This window comes from Tenacibaculum sp. TB-53 (genome assembly GCF_059716285.2).
In genome coordinates this window covers 2,940,545-2,961,017 of sequence record NZ_CM202790.1, presented here as the reverse complement: position 1 = coordinate 2,961,017, position 20,473 = coordinate 2,940,545, and the positions used below count along the sequence as shown (strand labels likewise).

Annotated in this window: 18 protein-coding genes; 9 read left to right on the top strand and 9 right to left on the bottom strand. The window is 31.0% G+C overall.

Annotated features, from left to right (window positions below; all coding sequences use genetic code 11):
* Positions 1-77 precede the first annotated feature (77 nt).
* Positions 78-434 carry a hypothetical protein gene (locus tag AC3VJB_RS13605; protein WP_047788262.1) on the top strand — a complete coding sequence of 119 codons (357 nt, stop codon included), beginning with the start codon at positions 78-80 and terminating at the stop codon, positions 432-434.
* Here the strand turns inward: AC3VJB_RS13605 and AC3VJB_RS13600 are convergent.
* Positions 431-1,225: an SDR family oxidoreductase gene (locus tag AC3VJB_RS13600; RefSeq protein WP_159509225.1), complete on the bottom strand. Its 795-nt coding sequence runs from the start codon at positions 1,223-1,225 to the stop codon at positions 431-433. The genes AC3VJB_RS13605 and AC3VJB_RS13600 overlap by 4 nt on opposite strands.
* Before the next feature lie 124 nt (positions 1,226-1,349).
* On the opposite strand from AC3VJB_RS13600, the gene AC3VJB_RS13595 reads away from it, so the two are divergent.
* Entirely contained in the window at positions 1,350-2,732 is a 1,383-nt protein-coding gene (locus AC3VJB_RS13595; RefSeq protein WP_082118598.1) for a TlpA disulfide reductase family protein, read from the top strand.
* 54 nt (positions 2,733-2,786) lie between these two features.
* Here AC3VJB_RS13595 and AC3VJB_RS13590 read toward each other — a convergent pair whose 3' ends face one another.
* A complete protein-coding gene (locus AC3VJB_RS13590) occupies positions 2,787-3,146 on the bottom strand; it encodes a YraN family protein (RefSeq protein ID WP_047788259.1) in 360 nt (119 codons plus the stop codon).
* 39 nt (positions 3,147-3,185) lie between these two features.
* Between AC3VJB_RS13590 and AC3VJB_RS13585 the strand changes: the two genes are divergently transcribed.
* A complete protein-coding gene (locus AC3VJB_RS13585) occupies positions 3,186-3,395 on the top strand; it encodes a YgaP family membrane protein (protein WP_047788258.1) in 210 nt (69 codons plus the stop codon).
* Here the strand turns inward: AC3VJB_RS13585 and AC3VJB_RS13580 are convergent.
* Complete coding sequence (locus AC3VJB_RS13580) at positions 3,392-4,378, bottom strand: S66 peptidase family protein (protein ID WP_497667246.1); 987 nt, start codon at positions 4,376-4,378, stop codon at positions 3,392-3,394. The two genes, AC3VJB_RS13585 and AC3VJB_RS13580, sit on opposite strands and share 4 nt — an antisense overlap.
* A gap of 115 nt (positions 4,379-4,493) precedes the next feature.
* Here AC3VJB_RS13580 and metG point away from each other — a divergent pair, with 115 nt between their 5' ends.
* The 3 genes from metG to AC3VJB_RS13565 all read left to right on the top strand — a co-directional run bounded on the left by metG (position 4,494) and on the right by AC3VJB_RS13565 (position 10,263).
* A complete protein-coding gene (metG, locus tag AC3VJB_RS13575) occupies positions 4,494-6,548 on the top strand; it encodes a methionine--tRNA ligase (RefSeq protein ID WP_497667245.1) in 2,055 nt (684 codons plus the stop codon).
* A 73-nt stretch (positions 6,549-6,621) separates the two neighbouring features.
* Positions 6,622-8,073 (top strand): hypothetical protein, encoded by a 1,452-nt coding sequence (locus AC3VJB_RS13570; RefSeq protein ID WP_497667244.1) that lies wholly within the window; start codon positions 6,622-6,624, stop codon positions 8,071-8,073.
* 66 nt (positions 8,074-8,139) lie between these two features.
* A complete protein-coding gene (locus tag AC3VJB_RS13565; protein WP_497667243.1) occupies positions 8,140-10,263 on the top strand; it encodes a Tex family protein in 2,124 nt (707 codons plus the stop codon).
* Positions 10,264-10,320: 57 nt separating this feature from the next.
* Here the strand turns inward: AC3VJB_RS13565 and AC3VJB_RS13560 are convergent, their stop codons facing one another.
* The 3 genes from AC3VJB_RS13560 to AC3VJB_RS13550 all read right to left on the bottom strand — a co-directional run bounded on the left by AC3VJB_RS13560 (position 10,321) and on the right by AC3VJB_RS13550 (position 14,524).
* Positions 10,321-13,257, bottom strand: coding sequence for a TonB-dependent receptor plug domain-containing protein (locus AC3VJB_RS13560; RefSeq protein ID WP_053056631.1), 2,937 nt, complete (start codon positions 13,255-13,257; stop codon positions 10,321-10,323).
* A gap of 18 nt (positions 13,258-13,275) precedes the next feature.
* Complete coding sequence (locus AC3VJB_RS13555; protein ID WP_073182492.1) at positions 13,276-14,007, bottom strand: energy transducer TonB; 732 nt, start codon at positions 14,005-14,007, stop codon at positions 13,276-13,278.
* 181 nt (positions 14,008-14,188) lie between these two features.
* A complete protein-coding gene (locus AC3VJB_RS13550) occupies positions 14,189-14,524 on the bottom strand; it encodes a single-stranded DNA-binding protein (RefSeq protein WP_073182491.1) in 336 nt (111 codons plus the stop codon).
* Between the two features lie 167 nt (positions 14,525-14,691).
* Between AC3VJB_RS13550 and AC3VJB_RS13545 the strand changes: the two genes are divergently transcribed.
* Both AC3VJB_RS13545 and AC3VJB_RS13540 read left to right on the top strand, forming a co-directional pair.
* On the top strand, positions 14,692-15,234 hold the full coding sequence (locus tag AC3VJB_RS13545; protein ID WP_497667242.1) for a GNAT family N-acetyltransferase: 543 nt from the start codon (positions 14,692-14,694) through the stop codon (positions 15,232-15,234).
* The gene (locus tag AC3VJB_RS13540; RefSeq protein WP_047788252.1) at positions 15,224-15,574 is read left to right on the top strand and encodes a hypothetical protein; all 351 of its coding nucleotides are present in this window, start codon (positions 15,224-15,226) and stop codon (positions 15,572-15,574) included. Before AC3VJB_RS13545 ends, AC3VJB_RS13540 begins: the two co-directional genes overlap by 11 nt.
* Here AC3VJB_RS13540 and AC3VJB_RS13535 read toward each other — a convergent pair whose 3' ends face one another.
* Positions 15,575-16,042, bottom strand: coding sequence for a CBS domain-containing protein (locus AC3VJB_RS13535; protein ID WP_159610817.1), 468 nt, complete (start codon positions 16,040-16,042; stop codon positions 15,575-15,577).
* Positions 16,043-16,142: 100 nt separating this feature from the next.
* Here AC3VJB_RS13535 and AC3VJB_RS13530 point away from each other — a divergent pair, with 100 nt between their 5' ends.
* On the top strand, positions 16,143-18,443 hold the full coding sequence (locus AC3VJB_RS13530; RefSeq protein ID WP_497667241.1) for a M20/M25/M40 family metallo-hydrolase: 2,301 nt from the start codon (positions 16,143-16,145) through the stop codon (positions 18,441-18,443).
* 56 nt (positions 18,444-18,499) lie between these two features.
* On the opposite strand, the gene pyk is transcribed toward AC3VJB_RS13530, so the two are convergent.
* Both pyk and AC3VJB_RS13520 read right to left on the bottom strand, forming a co-directional pair.
* Positions 18,500-19,927: a pyruvate kinase gene (gene pyk / locus AC3VJB_RS13525; RefSeq protein ID WP_047788249.1), complete on the bottom strand. Its 1,428-nt coding sequence runs from the start codon at positions 19,925-19,927 to the stop codon at positions 18,500-18,502.
* A gap of 3 nt (positions 19,928-19,930) precedes the next feature.
* Complete coding sequence (locus AC3VJB_RS13520) at positions 19,931-20,401, bottom strand: IPExxxVDY family protein (RefSeq protein WP_047788248.1); 471 nt, start codon at positions 20,399-20,401, stop codon at positions 19,931-19,933.
* Positions 20,402-20,473: the final 72 nt, after the last annotated feature.

Sequence of the window (20,473 nt, the reverse complement as noted above, 5' to 3'; positions counted from 1 at the left end):
ATAAAAGCCTTCTACTATAAAATCTATGCTCAAATATACATAACTCATTTGTATCTTTGCTTTTTCAAAAAGCACAAATGGCAAAAGAAATCAATTTAAAAGAAAAGTGGGATTTTGTAATAACTCAATTATCACAACAATTTGCTGACGGTGATGAGCTTAATATAGATGGAGTTATCTACCTAATTGGCGTTCAAGAATTGGGACAAGGGCATCGTAAGTTTAAAAAAGATGAAAAGGTCAACCTTATGCATATTGCTATTTGTAAGTTGTTAGAACCTTACGGATACTATGAATTCGATTTTTTTGATGACGATGGATGGCCTCATTATAAAACTTTAACAGAATTACCTAATTTAAAACCTGGGGAACAATCTGTTTTAATGAAAGAAGCCATCATTAATTATTTTGAACTAATTAATTTTTTTGATTAAGTAACACTTAATTTCCGAATCATTTTTGATAATAACTTAGGGAAAAAACGTTTCGTATATACACCTAACTTTTCCTTCACACCTGCTATATAAACTTCTTCTTTTTTATTCTTTATAGCTTTTAACATCATTCTAGCAAATCTATCTGGATCTATACCATTTGCTGTCGCTATGTCCATTGTACTTTGCGGGGTACCATTTCCTGTTAATGCATTTTTCGACACATTGGTAGTTACAAATCCTGGACAAATTAAAGTAACAGCAATGTTGTCTTTATAATGTTCTGCTCTCAAACTATCAAAAAAACCATGTAAAGCATGTTTCGTAGCAGCGTACGTAGAACGTAATGGAGTTCCTATTTTACCAACAATACTCGTAGTTACAACAAAATGCCCTGATTTATTTTCAATAAAATGAGGTAACAAGGCTTTTGTAAGCGCCACAGTTCCTAAATAATTAACATCCATCAAACGTTTATCAACTTTTATTGAAGTATTTTTCACTAGCGATCGTTGACTTATTCCTCCGTTGTTCACTAAAACATCTACTCTTCCAAAAAATGAAATTGCTTTGATTACCCTCTCATGAAGGTTTTCATAATCTTCTAAATCTAAAGGCAAAATCATAACTTTTTCAGGAAATTTACAACTCTTTTTCACTTCTCTTAAAATGCTTTCATTTCTTGATGATATAATTAATTTTGCTTCATAATTAGATAACTCAATGACTAGAGATTTACCGATTCCTGAAGACGCACCTGTTACCCAAAATATTTGTTCTTTAAAGTTCATGTTTTCAAATGATTAAAAAAACGTTTCTAAAATACACAAGATAAAATAAAAGTGGTACACTTCTTGGATAGAAGTTCGTAAATGACTAGTTTTAAAACCTTATTAATAACCCTTTTTAAATATTATGATGAAAAAATTACTGGCTCTATTAATATTCACCACATCACTTGCAAATGCACAGTATACTGTTAAAGGTACCATGACCCCTCCAGACAAAGGAGATTGGGTTATTTTATATAAAATTGAGGGAGCAAAACAAAAGTTTCTTGCCAATGCCACCATTAAATTTGATACTGTAGCTATAAGCGGTGAAAAACAAGTTTTAGGTAAATTTAGTTTTGAACTACCTAATACAGCAACTCCAGGTGCTTACAGAGCTACTTATAGAAATTCTGGTGCAGGTTTTGTTGATTTTTTCTTTAATAAAGAAAATGTTGAATTTGTTTTTAATCCAAAATATCCGGACCAATCGGTTTTATTTACTAGCTCTAGAGAAAACAAATTATACAATGAATACTTACAAGCATATAATGCTGTTCAAAAAAAGATAGATTCATTACAAGCTTCTTATATTGAAACTAAATCAAAAGACACAAAAAAAGCATACAAAAAAGAGCTTAAAGAGTTAGAAGATGTTCAAGAAATGTATGAAAATAAGTCTGAAGGAATGTTAGTAAATAGTTTTATAAAAGCCTCTCGCCGTTATAATTCATCTAACCCTCATGATAACGTTCAAGATTATTTATCTGCTACTAGTGAAAACTTTTTTGAATATGTAGATTTTAAAAGTGACAAACTATACAATTCTTCTTTTTTGATTGACCGAATTAACGATTATGTTTTTTACCTAAATTATTCAGAAGATAAGGATGTTCAACAAAAATTAATAAAGGAATCTATTACCAATGTTATGAAGAAAATTTCTTCTGACAAGTTAGAAAAAGCAGTTATCGATTATTTAATTAGTGCTCTTACTGAAAAACGTAACGGGCCTGCAGTAGACTGGATGTTTGCTGAATATTATGACAAACTTCCTGCTGAAGATCAAGATGTTGATTTTAAAAAGGAAAAACTAGACATCTTACTTGCAACAGTAGGTAGAGTGGCGCCTGATTTTTCTTGGAAAGAAGGAGATAAAGAATATAAATTATCAACATTAAATGATGGAAACAAGTATTTGTTAGTATTCTGGAGTACTGGTTGCCCACACTGTATAAAAGAAATTCCAGAACTTTATAAGTTTATGCAAACTCATAAAGAAGTATCGGTAGTTTCTTTTGGTATTGAAAATGAAGAAAATGAATGGGACGAGTTTGTTAAGAATTTACCAGGATGGCACAATGCTATTGGAACACATCCTGAGTATAAGTTTGACAACGAAACCGTAAAAAAATATAACCTACTTGGTACTCCGTCTTATTTCGTATTAGACAAAGACAAAAATATTATTGCTATGCCTGATCACGTTGAAGACGTAGAAAAATATTTCAATAGCGATAAAAAATAAATATCAATATAACGTAAAGAAAAAGCTCAACAAATTTGTTGAGCTTTTTCTTTTTTAAAAATATAAAAATGCATCTTCAATATGCTCTATTACAAACTCATTTCGTTGTTTAATAATAGCAATGATATCAAACCGTATTTCAACATCTAACCCTCGTTCATTTACATAATTATCAATAGCAGTAACTAATAGCTTTATTTTCTTTGAGTTCACAAAGTCTTGTGGATTTCCAAAATAAGATGTAGATCTTGTTTTAACCTCAATAACAACCAATACATCTTTTTTTTGAGCAATAATATCAACCTCTGCTTTTTGGAAACAGTAATTTTTTTCAACAATAGTGTACCCATTTTTAACAAGATAATCTATTGCTAGTTGCTCTCCCTTCTTACCAAGTTCATTGTGTTGTGCCATTTAAAAACTTATATTTGAGTAACCGTAAATCTTTTTATCATGAAAAAAAACATAGGAAACATTGATAAAGCTATTAGAACTTTCATTGCTCTTATAATAGCTATGCTATCTTACTTTGAATTTATTACAGGAATTTTTGGTAATATCTTACTTGTATTAGCAATTATACTTTTGGTTACTAGTTTAATAAATTTTTGCCCACTATACAAGTTGTTAGGAATAAACACATGTAAAACAAAAAACAGTTAATTAAATTCTACCAAACACTGCTTATTCTTACTTATCGATAATTTAACTTCTCTACCCATTATCAATGCTCTATTATCTGGTTCATGACCTGCAGGAAAATTAAATAATATAGGGATATCTTTAGGAACAACGTCCAAAATTAATTGTTCTATTGAACTTCCCCAAGGAGTGGTATTTCTCTTAATCTTAGTCATATCTCCCACAATAATCGCTTTAACTTTAGTAAAATACCCTGCTCGCCTTAAACTTTGTAACATTCTATCTATCGAGTACTTATATTCTCCTATTTCTTCAATAAACAAAACTTTTCCATCTGTAGAAATTTGACTGTCCGACCCTAACATCGAAGCCAAAATAGCAATATTACCACCCACTAATTCTCCTGAAACCTCACCTACTTTATTCTCTTGTGAAGCAGGAACTTCATAGCGTAATTTTTCTCCAAATAATGCTTTCTTAAAAGTAGCGATTGTTTGCACAAGATCTTTTGGATCTTCTTCCATACTTGTTCCCATCATCGCATGCATTGTTTCAATACCTAAATTATGAATATGATTATGAAATGCTGTAACATCAGAATATCCAATAATCCATTTTGGATGTTTTTTAAACTTAGTAAAATCTAATCTATCTAAAATCCTCACAGAACCATATCCTCCGCGTGCACTCCAAATTGCCTTAATACTAGGATTGTCTAACGCGTCTTGAAAATCTTGACAACGTTCTTCATCAGTACCTGCAAAATGATCATTCTGATTAAACATATGCTTCCCATACACTACCTTTAACCCCCAGCTTTCTACTAAACTTTTAGCCTTATCAATAGTATGCTTACGGTTCTTTAAAATTCCAGCAGGAGCAACAATTGCAATCGTATCTCCTTTTTGCAAATAGGGTGGTGTGGTTAACTTCATTGTTTTATTTTGTGCATAACCTGATATAATTATCAGTATAAAAAATAAGGTAAAAATTCTTTTTTCCATAAACAAGTCTCTTTTCTTGACTTTAAAAGTCTAAAGTCCATCAAATGTACCTAATTTATAACAGTATAAAAAATTGCTTTTTCGTACTTTTGCGCTTTAATTTTAGTAGAAAAACATGAGTACACCAAAAAGATATACAATTACAGCAGCATTACCTTATACAAATGGCCCAATCCATATTGGTCATTTGGCAGGAGTGTATGTTCCTGGAGATATTTATGCGCGTTATCTGCGTCAAAAAGGAAAAGACGTAGCCTATATTTGTGGTTCTGATGAACACGGAGTTGCGATACCAATGCGTGCTAAAAAAGAAGGTGTTACTCCACAAGCTATTATTGATAAGTACAACGGAATCATTAAAAAATCGTTTGAAGATTTCGGTATTTCTTTTGATAATTACTCGCGTACCTCGGCTGAAATTCATCATAAAACAGCTTCAGATTTCTTTATCAAATTATACAATGATGGTGAATTTGTTGAAGAAGTTACGCAACAATTGTATGATGAAGAAGCTAATCAATTTTTAGCAGATCGTTTTGTTATTGGTACATGCCCTAAATGTGGAAATGAAGAAAGTTATGGAGACCAATGTGAAAAATGTGGGACAAGTCATAATGCTACAGATTTAATTAATCCTAAATCAGCTATTACTGGAAATGTTCCTACCTTAAAAGAAACTAAACATTGGTTTTTACCTTTAGATAAACACGAAGCTTTTTTACGTGAGTGGATTTTAGAAAGTCATAAAAATGATTGGAAACCTAACGTATTAGGGCAATGTAAATCATGGATTGATGACGGACTACGTCCTCGTGCAGTAACCCGTGATTTAGATTGGGGAATTCCTGTTCCTGTTGAAGGTGCTGACGGAAAAGTTTTATATGTTTGGTTTGATGCGCCTATTGGTTATATCTCTTCTACTAAAGAATGGGCTGCTCGTGAAGGTAAAAACTGGGAAGATTATTGGAAAAAAGACGATACCAAATTAGTACACTTTATTGGTAAAGATAATATTGTATTTCATTGTATTATTTTCCCTGCTATGTTAAAAGCTCATGGTGATTTTATTTTACCTGAAAATGTACCAGCTAACGAATTTTTAAATTTAGAAGGAAATAAACTATCAACTTCTAAAAATTGGGCTGTTTGGTTACACGAGTATTTAGAAGAGTTTCCAAATCAACAAGATGTGTTACGTTATACCTTAACAGCTAACGCTCCTGAAAATAAAGACAATGATTTTACTTGGAAAGATTTTCAAGCTAAAAATAATAATGAGTTAGTTGCTATTTTTGGAAATTTCATCAATCGTGTGGTAGTATTAACAAACAAATACTACAACGGAGTAATTCCTGCAGCTGGTGATTTATCAGAAGTTGATAAAGATACCTTAGAACAATTAAAACAGTTCCCTGATATAATTGCTAAATCTATAGAACGTTATCGTTTTAGAGAAGCATCTCAAGAAATGATGAATTTAGCTCGATTAGGTAACAAGTATTTAGCTGACGAAGAGCCATGGAAAGTAATTAAAGTTGACGAAGAGCGCACCAAAACTATTATGAACGTTGCCTTGCAAATCGCAACAGGTTTAGCTGTGTTATCAGAACCTTTTTTACCGTTTACTTCAAGTAAATTAAAGTCAATTTTAAATATTGATACTACGCTTGCTTGGAATGATGTAGCTGAAAAAGATGTTTTATTACCTGAAGGCCATCAAGTAAACAAAGCTGAATTATTATTTTCTAAAATTGAAGATACTACAATTCAAACACAGTTAGATAAGTTAGAAGCTACCAAGAAAGCAAATGAAGCTGCTAACAAAGTAGTAGAACCTCAAAAAGAAACTATCCAATTTGACGACTTTACCAAAATGGATATTCGAATAGGGACTATTGTTGCTGCTGAAAAAGTAGCTAAAACAAAAAAGCTACTGAAGCTTACCGTCGATGTTGGTATTGATACACGTACCATTGTTTCTGGTATTGCAGAAAGCTTTAAACCAGAAGATATCGTTGGTCAGCAAGTATCTGTACTGTGTAATTTAGCTCCTAGAAAATTACGTGGTGTAGAAAGTCAAGGAATGATTTTAATGACAGATACTCCTGATGGTAAATTAGCTTTTGTTCAACCTTCTGAAAAGGTGAATAACGGAGAGTTTATAGCCTAAACAAAAAACAGCTTTTATTATATTCGCAACCTCGCTTAAATGCGAGGTTTTTTATACCTCTTAATAACTAAAAATGAAAAAAAATTGTATCAACATCCTGTTTTTAATAGGATTTATGTGTAATTCTTTATTTGCTCAAACAGAAATTGCTAGTTTTAAAAACTTTTTAAAAGAAAACTCAACAGACATTAAAGATGTAATTCCTGTTGTAAATACTGAAAATAATGACTTGGCTATTTTAATTGCTGATGCTAAAAATGTCTACGCATATAAATTTAATGACGATTTTAAATTAACCGGTCAACTTTCATCTGAAACTAAGAAAAGGAAGTATAAAATACTTTTGGGAAGCAGTATTTACAATAATGAATATAAAATATTTTTAACCAATAAAAGTAACACACAATTTGCTGCAGTAAGTTTTTCTTTTAATAATAAAAAAAACACAGTAAAAGAGTTTTTACTTCCTTCTGGACAAACTTTTATCCAAACAATATCATTAAAAAATAAGTTTTATATCATTTCTGGAAACAAAATAAATGGCAATGTATATCTAAACTATATTAATGAAGATGGTAACTTACAATACATTCCACTAGACATTTCTGAGCTAAGACTTCTTAACGAAAAGAATAAAAAAGTAAGAGTTGTAGATCTGTTATTACCTTTTAACTACTCACCTATCAAAAAGTTTGAAGAAAATACACCTAACTCGATTGAATCAGTTTCTGAGACTGCCAAAATGTATTTAAAAGATAATAACCTTATTATTTCTTTTGATAATAATAAAAATATAACTCAATTATTTACTGTAAACTTAACAAACTATAAAGTTTCAACAGCAACTTTCAACAAACCTCTTTCTAATATTAAATCAGGAAGAAAAAAAACCAATTCTTTTATTTTTGACAATAAAATAGCAGTAGTAGCAGCTACGAAGGATGTTTTATCAATGTACATCTTAGACTTAGCAACTGGGAATTTTATAAAAGAATATGCTGCTAGTAAAGATGAGGAAATACTCTTTAAAAACTCTCCAATCATTCAAAAAGGAGGCTTTTATAACGGTTATAGAGAGCTAGAAAAAACTAAGAAATTTTTACGTAAAATAACTACTGGTAAAATTGGTGTTTCAGTCATTAAAAATAAAAACAGTTACTTGTTTACTTTAGGGGGGTATGTTGAACAAAGGTCTGCTGCTCCAATGATGATGGCAGGTTTTGGAGGAATAGGTGGACCAATAGCTAGCCTAGGAAGTGTAAATGTGAACCTTTTCTTTAACCCTACCATGTTTGCATATAATTCTTTCACCAATACAAAATCAACTCAAATTGAATGTTTATTTGACACAGGTTTTGAGCACATTAAAGACACCAAAATACCTAGGAATATTTTTGATAAAATAAAAAGTACCCCTAGAAAAAGCGATATTGCCTACACTATTTTTAAATATAAAGATTTTTATATTAGAAGTGATTATACCCCTAGCGACAAAACATATCACTTAAGAAAATTCACAAGATAAATTAACCTTTTACTATATTTGAAACCTCGCTATTCATGCGAGGTTTTTTATTTAAAATAATTTTCAATGCAACTTATCTCCTATATAACCTCTCGTACGCAAATATCACAAAAATCAATTCAAAATACGATTGAATTATTAAATGAAGATTGTACCATTCCTTTTATATCCCGTTACCGAAAAGAAAAAACAGGTAATTTAGATGAAGTTGAAATAGGTCAAATTGTACAACTTAAAGAACAGTTTGAAGCAATTGAGAAACGGAAAGCAGCCATTTTAAAAGCTTTAGAGGAGCAAGAAGTTTTAACCGATGAGTTAAAAGCAAAAATTGAAAAGACAGAAGACTTAACTACACTAGAAGATTTATACCTTCCTTATAAAAAGAAACGAAAAACCAAAGCAGAAACAGCTCGTAAAAACGGGTTAGAACCGTTGGCGAAGATGATTATGAGTCAGCGAGTAAACGATTTGGAATTTACTGCTTCAAAATACCTTTCGAACGAAGTAGAACAAATAGACGATGCTTTAGAAGGTGCCCGTCATATTATTTCTGAATGGATTAACGAACGAACGGATGTCCGTAATAACATTCGTTACCAATTAGAGCGTTTTGCAACCATTGCTACCAAGGTTATCAAAACTAAAAAAGACGAGGATGCTGCCCAAAAATTTAAAGATTATTTTGACTGGGAAGAAAATCTAAATCGCATTCCTTCACATCGATTGTTAGCTATTTTGCGCGCCGAAAAAGAAGGTTTTATTCGTGTAAAAATTAGTATTGATGATGAACGAGCTATTCAAAAAATAGAAGACAGAATTATTCGTTCGCATAACGAATGTGCTGAACAAATTGAATTAGCTATTGCTGATGCTTATAAGCGTTTGCTTTTTCCTGCATTATCAAATGAAGCTTTGTCTATAGCTAAAGAAAAGGCAGATGAAAATGCCATTAAGGTATTTGCTAAAAACCTTCAACAATTACTATTAGGCTCTCCTCTTGGTGAAAAACGAATTTTAGCTATTGATCCAGGATTTAGAACAGGGTGTAAAGTGGTTTGTTTAAGTGCTCAAGGAGATTTATTACATAACGAAACTATTTTTCCACACGCACCTCAACATCAATCAAAAGAAGCAATAAATAAACTTAGCTCTTTAGCTAATGCTTATAAAATAGAAGCTATTGCTATAGGTAACGGAACCGCTTCAAGAGAAACTGAACGATTGGTAAAAAGTGTATATTTTAAAAATCCCGTAGAAGTATTTGTTGTAAGTGAAGCTGGTGCTTCTATTTATTCGGCTTCTAAAATTGCACGAGATGAGTTCCCTAATTATGATGTAACTGTTCGTGGAGCTGTTTCAATCGGTCGTAGATTAGCTGACCCTTTAGCTGAACTGGTAAAGATAGAAGCAAAATCGATTGGGGTTGGGCAATATCAACATGATGTAGACCAAACACAACTAAAAAAATCATTAGACACTGTAGTAGAACATTGTGTAAACAAAGTAGGTGTTAACATTAACACTGCTAGTGCTTCTCTGTTAAGTTATGTTTCTGGTATTGGCCCTAAATTGGCTGAAAACATAGTGAATTACAGAAATGAAAATGGAGCTTTTTCCAATAGAACAACAATAAAGAAAGTCCCTCGTTTGGGAGGAAAAGCATTTGAGCAATCTGCTGGGTTCCTACGAATTAAAAACAGCGATAATCCACTAGATGATTCTGCTGTACATCCAGAGCGCTATGCTTTAGTAAAACAAATAGCCAAAGACGTTGGTAAAAAAGTAGATGATTTGATTGGTAATTCTTCTGTTTTAAAACAAATTAAGCTCCAGCAATATGTAACCGATTCTTACGGGTTACCTACGCTACAAGATATTGTAAAAGAGTTAGAAAAACCAGGATTAGACCCTCGTGAAAAAGCCAAAGCTTTTAGTTTTAACGAACATATTAAAACAATAGATGATGTACAAACAGGCATAGTACTACCCGGAATTGTAAATAACATTACAAATTTTGGTTGCTTTGTTGATATAGGTATTAAAGAAAGTGGTTTGGTACATGTTTCTAACCTTTCTGATTCTTTTGTAAAAGATGTTAACGAACATGTAAGTTTACATCAACACGTTCAAGTTAAGGTATTGGAGGTAGATATTACAAGAAAACGTATTCAATTAAGTATGAGTTTTTAACTAAAAAAAACGAGCTAATTTAATTAGCTCGTTTTTTGTATGCAAAATACTATTATTTTAGTTATTAATAATCCAAGAAAGATAATACAAACTACCTATGTTTCCTAAACCAGGAGCATGTTGATATTCTTCTCCAAATAAATTTGTTCCACCTATTTTAAACTTCGATTTTAAACTAGGTACACGATAATTTAATTGTGCATCTAAAACAGTTCTTGCTTTTACATCTCCCTTTACAAAAGTAGACACCCATCTGTATTTATCTCTCCATCGTGCATTGATGTTAAATCCAAAATTTTTGAAAAGCTTTTCATTACCAAACTGGATTTTAACACTATGTTTTGGTGTGTTAAAGTTAGGTTCAAAAGATCCAAAATCTAAATCTTCTTTCATTTCAAAATCTGTGAAGTTATAATTTGCACCTATATTAAAGTTTCTAAATAGCTTTGTGTTAAGCCCTACACCCACACCATAAGAGTTTATCTTAGATTTAGCATTGGTTATTAAGTTAAACTCTGTTACACTTCCCGTTCTAACTGCTTCAGCAGCTAAAGGGTCTAATTGTCCTGTTGCTATAACATTTCCAATATTAGGCACTACTACATCTTGAAAGAATACAAAGTCATTATGGATACTATAAAAAGCGTTAAAATCTATATCTAAATTAGTATCATTAATGTTTAAAAGGCTTCTATAACCTAATTCAAATGTTTTTACCTCTTCTGGTTGTATCTCTTTATAATCAGATTTAATATTTTGTCCTTTATCGTTAATAAAATCTAAATCATATACAGATCTTGTTAATAAAGCATTATTAATTATATCATCTCCTGTCGTAATAGAATTTTCTGTTACAGTATTACCCGTAGTAGGATCTTCATATCTACTAACAGTAGGGATGCCTATTCTTCTTAGGTTATCTGCTGTAGAACCTATAGTAGTTTTTCTTGCAGAAGGCAAAAACATATATTGTTCTTGAATTGTTGGGTTTCTAAAACCTGTTTGATAAGATGCCCTAATTATATGTAGTTTTTCTTCTCCTAAAGCATAATTAAGCGCTAATCTTGGAGAATAGTTTGGAGAAAAATTCTCAGATTTATCGTAACGGATAGAACCTGTAAACTTTAATCTGTCATTTAAAAATTTCTTTTGAAGTTGAGTATAAAAACCATATTCTTCAATACTAATTTCTTCGTTAGCATCATTAAATATTGTTCCTTTTGATTCTGGATTATAGTTTCTATAAGAACCTCCTACTTGAACATCTGCCCAATCATTAAGTAAGCTTCTAAAGTTGTAGTTTGCATCTACATGCGCATAAGCACTTTTATCGTAAATTTTACTACCTCCTTCAGTTATTAAGGTTGATGTAATTGAATTAAACCCATTGGTAAATTCAGCAGTACCTGGGTTTAACCTATATTGATCTGCAAATTCTCTAGACATTGCTATAACTCTTGAATCAACATCACTTACATTAAAAGGATTACCTGAAGCTCCTATTAAAGATGAGTTATTATTAACTAAATCCATATACTGTATTGCATAATAATCTCCCCAGCTTGGTCTGTAAGTTGTACCAGATAAAACAGGAATCTTAGCATCAGCTAAAGAATTTAGTCTTTGAGCTGTTCTTGTTAAATCGTAAGTATCACCAGCGTCATTACGTGTATAATAACCTCTTACAAAGAAATTATCTCCTTTTATTTCTAATTTAGATTGTCCAATATAATAGTTACGTTGCGCAAACCTTGAAGCAGCTCCTTGAAACATATTATCTCCCATTGCTATTCTTGTAGCTAATTGAATTTCTAATGATTCATCTTTAAAGGGTCTATAATGTAAAGAGGTTGAAAATTTTAAGTTTTTAGATTTGTAATCTTTAACTAATTCTCTTTCTGAATACCCTTTTCTACTAATATGTGTTCCTACAGGGAAGTTTAATGTAGAATCTTCATCTAGTGATGAAGCATCTAAATACCCTAAATATACAAGCACAGGAGTTGAGCTAGCTAAATCAGCAAAATCTTCATCTCCATACATATTTACACCATCATAATCTAAGCTTAAAGGAGCATCAAAACTTCCATTAATAATTTCGTTGGTGTCAATTCTTTTGTTTCTATTGTCGGTAGCATGCCATTCTTCTGCTTCAAAATAAGAGAAGTTTACTTTTGCAGCGAAAGCATCACTAAACTTATAGGCCATTCGAGTACTTACATCATAAAAAGGACTGTTTCCTGCTGCTTCTTGACTGGTCATTCCTCCTTTTGCTAAAACACTTATTCCTGTATGATTAAAAGGGTTTTTGGTATCCATTATCATAATACCATTATAAGCATTGGCACCATATAATGCAGAGGATGCTCCTGGTAGTATCTCTACACTTAAAATGTCTAGTTCTGATACACCAGATAAATTACCAGCACTAGTATTTAAAGCTGGTGCTGCTGTATCCATACCATCTACTAACTGAACAAACCTTGAATTATTAAAATCAGCAAATCCTCTAGTGTTTATAGATTTGTATCCATAACTAACTTCTCTAGCATCAACACCTTTTAAGTTTACCAAGGCATCATAAAATGAATTTGAGCTACTCTTTTTAATATCGGTTAACCCTAATCTTTCTATGGTAACAGGAGATTCAATAATTTTTTCTGGTGTTCTAGAAGCTGATATAACGACTTGGTCTAATAACAAGTTTTCTTTTAAAACAACATTTACTTTTTTCTCGAAAGAAACAATTGAAACCTCTTCTGTATTAAACCCAAAAGCAGAAATTGTTATTGTTTGAGGTAACGTATTGCTCGGTAAAACGATTGAGAAATTTCCTTCTTCATCTGAAACAACAAATGTTTCTCCATTTGAAATTTTTGCATTGTAAAACGGTTCTAAATATTCATCATACACAGAACCTGATATTTTTACCTGAGCATAACTTGATAGCATAGCCAAGGTAAAAACAATCATTACTAATTGTTTTTTTAACATTTTAAATTTAATTGATTTTTATTCTTCTAATGAAAAGTTTATTGGAAAACCATATTTTACAGGTACACGTTTTCCATTATTTTTCCCTGGTTCGAAGCGAGGTAGCATAGATACCACTCGTTTTGCTTCTTCATTAAGAATTTCTCCTCCGTCAGGGCCTAAAGTTTTAATATTTGTTACATAACCATCTCTATCTATAACGAAACGAATCCAAACTTCTCCTTGAATTTGGTTTCTTACAGCTTCTCCTGGATAGCGAAAATGTTTATTAATGTGATTAACCATCTCTAAATTAAAACAATCAAGTCTCTCTTTTTTCTTGGTATTTTTACATTTATCAAAAGAAGGTATTTTTTCTGTATAATAAAGTTTAGTTGCTTTTGATAACTCTTCTTTAGATAACATTTCTGTTATTCTTGTTAAATTATTTTCATACCCTGATGTTAGGTTTTTATTTTCAATATCTACAGGTTGTGTAGTTGAAACCTCGTTAACATTTAAAGTACTAACTGAATTTATAGCTTGTGCCTTTTTTTTAAGGACTCTTTTTTTAAGATATCTTTTGCTTGCTGATATTTTAACTTTAATTTGTCTATCTGCCTTTTTCTTTGAGTTTTTTACAGGTTCTATAGTACACTTTGTTATACTATTTACATCCATAAAAGAATCATCTGGAGATTCACACACTTCTTTTTGAGCATAAAAACTTAAAGATGACAACAAAAAAATCACTAAAAAATACTTTCTCATATAAATAATTATATATTATTAAAATAATAAGGATTAAGAGTATTCTTACGAATTAGATATCATCGGGGGAACGGCCGGCAAAATTACATGTTTTAAAAATATTATTAAGTATTTTTTTAAAAAAAATAGCTACATTTACCTTTATTTTTTTTGATATTGATTATCAGTGTTTTAGTCGTTTTTACTTGCTCCCTAACATTAATAATTCATTACAAACTACTTCTGTTATATAACGTTTATTACCTTCTTTATCTTCAAAAGAGCGAGAAGTCAATCTACCTTCAATCATTACTTCTTTTCCTTTTTCTAGGTATTTTTCTATTATTTCTGCTGTTTTATTCCAAGCAACAATATTATGCCATTGGGTATCGGTTATCTTTTCTCCTTGTGCATTTTTATAAGTCTCATTAGTTGCAATAGCAAATTTTGCTAGTTTCTTTCCAGAATCTAAAGTGATGATTTCTGGAGTGTTTCCTAAATTACCTATTAACTGTACTCTGTTTTTTAGTGCGTTCATAATATTTTTTTAATGTTAAACAGTTAAGAATTTGCCATTCAAACGAATTGACTCTGCAAAGATGATACAGCATGTAAATTAAAAACGATTAGTAAACATTTGTTTTCGTTTGTAATTGAATGTAATCGTTTAATTATATTTTATACCTTTGAAAACAAACATTTAGCATGAAATTTTATTTAGAAACCGAACACTTAATTTTAAGAGAATTTAGAGAAAGTGAAACAGAGGGGATTTTTGAGTTAGATTCTAATCCTGAAGTGCATAAATATTTAGGAAAGAACCCTATTACAACCTACAAGCAAGCTGAGGATATCATAACATTTTTTGAAGAACAGTATAAAGAAAGAGGTATTGGTAGGTTTGCCGCTTTTGAAAAAGCATCGGGAGAATTCATAGGATGGTCTGGATTAAAACTCAACACGGGAGAAAAAGAAGCATTAAATGGTTTTACTAATTTTATTGATATTGGTTATCGTTTTATTCCGCGTTTTTGGGGTAAAGGTTATGCTTCCGAATCTGCTTTTGCTTGTTTAGACTTCGGTTTTAAACAAATGAATTATGATATTATTTATGGTGCAGCTGATGTAGAAAATATTGGTTCTAACAAAATTCTACAAAAAATAGGATTACAGTTTATAAACCAGTTTGGTTATAAGGGTGTAGATGTTAACTGGTACGAACTTAAAAAATCAGATTATGGAAAATAAAAAATGTTTAGAGTGTGGTGAGAAAGTAATTGGAAGAATTGATAAAAAATTCTGTTCTGATTACTGCCGAAACGCCTTTAATAATAAAGTTAATAAAGAAAGTAAGAACCTAATACGAAACACCAACAACCGCTTACGAAAAAACTATAAAATTCTTTCCGAATTAAATACTTCTGGTAAAACTAAAGTAACCCGTCGTAAATTATTTGATAGAGGTTTTGACTTTAAGTTTATTACATCTCTTTATACAACAAAAACAGGTAACACCTATTTTTATGTATACGATCAAGGATATTTAGTATTAGAGAATGAATTATACTTATTAGTTAAGCAAGATTAATTATTTCCATGTGTTTCCTTTTAATTTCATGGCTGCAATAAGCACATCTTTTTGACTGATTTGTCCTGCTAGCTTACCATTTTGAACAATAGGGAAACGTCTTCTACGTGATTTTAAAAATTTATTGGCAGCATCTAAAATATTCATATTACCATCAATCGTTTCAACTTCTTTCACCATGGCTTTTCCAACTGTGTTGTTCTTACCTGTTGGTGAGTTATAATACCTGCTTTCTGATATTTGTTTTATACAATCACCTTCTGAAATAATTCCTACCAATTCATTTTTTTCATTAACAACAGGTCCTCCCGATATTTTATGCTTAATAAGTATATCTATCGCATCTTCAATAGGTTGTTCTTCTTTAAATGTAATTAACTTTGTGCTCATATAATCTGATACTAGCATTGGCACCTTCTCTTCTTGTGGTGTACTCGATCTCTTTCCTTGAAAACTTTTAATTGCCATAATCTTAAAATTTGCTATTAAATATACTGATTTTTAATTGATTATGTTTTTTCTTCTTAAAAAATAAATTACTTACTTTTATAAATACTAAAGTCCTACTATGAAATCATCAAGAAATTACCTGGCAGTTCTCATTATTATTTTAACCGTTTACTGGAGTTTTTACACTATACTTCCAAGTGCAACTTCTTCAAAAAAAGAAATTAGTGCTACTGAATTTTCAATTGATAATGCACTGTATCATTTAAAAAACATCTCTCAAAAACCACATCATACTGGATCTGAAGAACATAAAAAAGTACAAGAATATCTGGTTCAAGAGTTACAAAAACTGAATTTAGAACCTGAAATTCAATATCAAACTGCTATTAATAAAAAGTGGAGGGCAGCAACTACAACAGAAAATATTATTGCTAAAATTAAAGGAACTGAGAACGGAAAAGCTTTATTACTTTTAACTCATTACGACTCTAATCCACACTCCTCTTTAGGTGCAAGTGACGCTGGCTCTGGTGTCGTAACTATTTTAGAAGGTATAAGAGCTTACCTAGCCGCAAATAAGACACCTAAAAACGATATTATTATACTTTTTTCGGATGCTGAAGAATTAGGGCTTTTAGGCGCACAAGCTTTTGTTGAAAATCATCCTTGGGCAAAAGATGTTGGGTTAGTGCTAAATTTTGAAGCTCGTGGTAGCGGTGGTTCTAGTTATATGTTGATGGAGACTAACGGGAAAAACAAAACGTTATTAACTGAGTTTTTAAATGCAAACCCAAATTATCCAGCTGCCAACTCTTTAATGTACGGTGTATATAAAAAGCTTCCTAACGATACGGATTTAACTGTTTTTAGAGAAAAAGGGAATATTAACGGGTTTAATTTTGCTTTTATTGATGATCATTTTGACTATCACACCGAACAAGATTCCTACGAAAGATTAAATAGAGAAACACTCTTACATCAAGCAGATTATTTTACCACTTCATTAAAGTATTTTGCAAATGCTGATTTAACGAACTTAAACAGTGACACTGATTACATTTATGTAAACTTTCCTTTTACTAAGTTACTAACGTACCCGTTTTCTTGGGTGCTGCCAATGCTAATCATTGCCTTTTTGTTATTTATAGTGCTGGTTGTAGTAGGTATATACAAGAAGAAGATGACAGCAATGGGTGTATTAAAAGGTTTTATTCCTTATCTAGTATCTTTAGTATTGTGCATCGCTATTTCATACGGGCTGTGGCAATTATTGTTGATTATCCATCCACAATATACAGATATACTTCATGGTTTTACTTATAACGGATATCAATACATTATTTCTTTTGTTCTTTTAAATCTTTGGATTCTTTTTAAGGTATATAATAAGCTAAAAGAAGCCAAAGCCATCAATTTACTAATTGCCCCCATAACTTTTGGATTGGTTATAAATGTTATAATTTACATGAATTTACCAGGAGCGGGTTTCTTTATTATTCCTGTTTTTGCTTCTTTATTCATTTTAGCAATATTACTGTTCATGAATATTAACAAAGCATCTAGAGCTGCATTATTTGCAATTATATCTATTCCTACAATTTATATGATTGCTCCTATGATTCGGTTATTTCCTGTAGCGCTAGGTTTAAAAACATTATTTATTTCAGCCATACTTTTAGTGTTTCTTTTCGGGTTGATGCTTCCTGTTTTTTATCAGGAAAAAACTAAAAACAGATGGCAAACATTAACTGGTTTTCTTGCGTTATTATTTTTTGGTTATGCAACTTTTGATAGTGGTTTTTCAATAGAAAAGAAAAAGCCTAATAGCTTAGTTTTTATTCAAAATTCTGACACTAACACCTCGTATTGGGCTAGTCATAATAAAACATTAGATGGATACACGAAACAATATTTTAATGATGAATCTAAACAAGGTGGTGCCGATTTAATGGCTGGAAAAAGTAAATACAATACTTCTTTTAATTATTACCAAAAAGCAGAAAATAAAAACATTCGTATTTCTAACATCAAGATTCATCAAGATACCATTATTAATAGCCAACGAAATGTTTCATTCACAATTACACCTACGCGAAACATTGATAAATATGAGTTGTACACAAAAACCCAAATAGAGTTAACTAATTTTACTGTTAACGGAACTTTGTACGATAAAGGAAAAGCCTTTACGGCCGATAAAGGAACGCTATTAATTTATCAAATGGCAAATACTGATAAAGATTTGACTATTTCTTTTACAATTGATAAAAACACCCAACCTGATATTCTAATTAATGAAATATCCAATGATTTATTATCGCATCCTAAGTTTACCATACGACCTAGAAGTGAAATAATGATGCCAATGCCTTTTGTGGTTAACGATGCTATTATTTGTACTCGAAAACTTAAATTATAGAATATACAAAAGCTCAACTTAAAAGTTGAGCTTTTGTATAATTTTATTGTCTTTATTTAGTCAATATGAGAAACACGTAATGTGTTTACCATACCTTTTGCTTTTACAGGCATTGATGATAAGTTTATCATAAAATCTCCTGTTTTTACATAGCCTTTTTCTTTAGCTATTTCGTTAATATCTTCAATAGTATCATCGGTACTTAGTTCTCTATCGTAAAAATAGGCTCTAACACCCCACAGAAGGTTTAACTTTCCTAAGATTCTTTTCTCAGATGAAAACGCTAATACGTGTGATTTTGGTCTCCAAGCAGAAATTTGAAAAGCAGTATATCCACTATTAGTTAAAGTCGATATTGCTGCCGCATTAATATCATCTGCCATAAGAGCTGCATGATGGCATACAGATTTAGTTATAAATCTTTTGGTACGGATGTGAGGTGGCTCTTGCGGAACTTTTATTAAATCTGAAAATTCTACACTTCCAATAATTTCTGTCATTTTTTGAATAACTCTTATTGGGTGTTTTCCTACTGAAGTTTCCCCTGAAAGCATTACAGCATCTGCACCATCCATAATAGAGTTTGCTACATCATTTACCTCTGCTCTTGTTGGTACAGAGTTTTCAATCATGGTTTCCATCATTTGAGTAGCAATAATTACCGGAATTCTTGCTTGCTTAGCTCTACGGACTAACATTTTTTGAATTAATGGTACATCTTGCATTGGTACTTCAACTCCTAAATCACCACGCGCTACCATTAAACCGTCGCAATACGGGATTAAAGCATCTATATTTTCAACAGCTTCAGGTTTTTCTATTTTTGCTATTACAGGAACTCTATAACGTGATTTCTGTTTAATGATATCACGTAAAATACGTAAGTCTTCAGGTGTTCGTACAAATGAAAGAGCTATCCAATCTACTTCTTGCTCTAATGCGAAAACTACATCTTTTTTATCCTTTTCTGTTAAAGCTGGTAAAGAAATTTTAGTGTTTGGAAGATTAACTCCTTTTTTAGATTTTAATGCTCCTCCTACTATTACTTTGGTAACAACTTCATTTTCTTTATTTGTTGCTGTTACTTCAAACATCAGTTTACCATCATCAACTAAAATCTTCTCTCCTACTTTTACATCTTTTGGAAAATGCTGATAGGTCATAAAAGCTTTCTCTTGTGTTCCTTCACATTTTTCGGTGGTAAAAGTAAACGTATCACCTGCTTTTAATTCTACTCCCTCTTGCATTACACCAACTCTAAGCTTTGGCCCTTGTAAATCTGCTAATATTGCTACGTTATAACCTCTTTCATCATTTATTTCACGTATTTGACGTATGCGTTCTTTTACTACTTCATAATCGGCATGTGAAAAATTAATTCTAAAAACATTTACACCAGCTGCTGCCATATTGGCCAAAATTTCTTTTGTATTTGTTGCTGGTCCTAATGTTGCTACAATTTTTGTTTTCTTGTTGTGTGGCATATATTAAAAAATTAAAAAATCTTTCGATTTTAATGAATCTACCTCTATTTCATAAGAGGTTATTATTTGAGGGATTTTTTTTATTATGTCTATAATCTTTACAATTGAGTTATGATCAAAATCTCCTTCTAGTTTTAAGAAAAAGTCAACCTTCTTCTTTTCTGGTATCAAACGTGTAATTGAATCACTTTGATTAAAAAGGCTTATTGATTCTGCTTCAAGAGTTGACTTATATACATTTGCTATTAAAAACCAATCTTGATATAATTTCGTATTAGTATACTCATATATTGCATAAGATGATTGATTTCCTTTTGTAACAAAATCTAAATCATAAGTTGCTCTATTAAATTTAATTTGTAAAAATTTATTTAGTAAATACGCTAATTTATACTCACTTAGAGTTGTATGAATTCCAATTAATCTATAATTATAATTAGAAAACTCATTTATATTCACCTCGTAAATAGGCATAAAAACAATTATTTGCTTTTGCTAAATTAAGAAATGTATAGAAAATACTATGTAAAATTTATGAAAACGTTT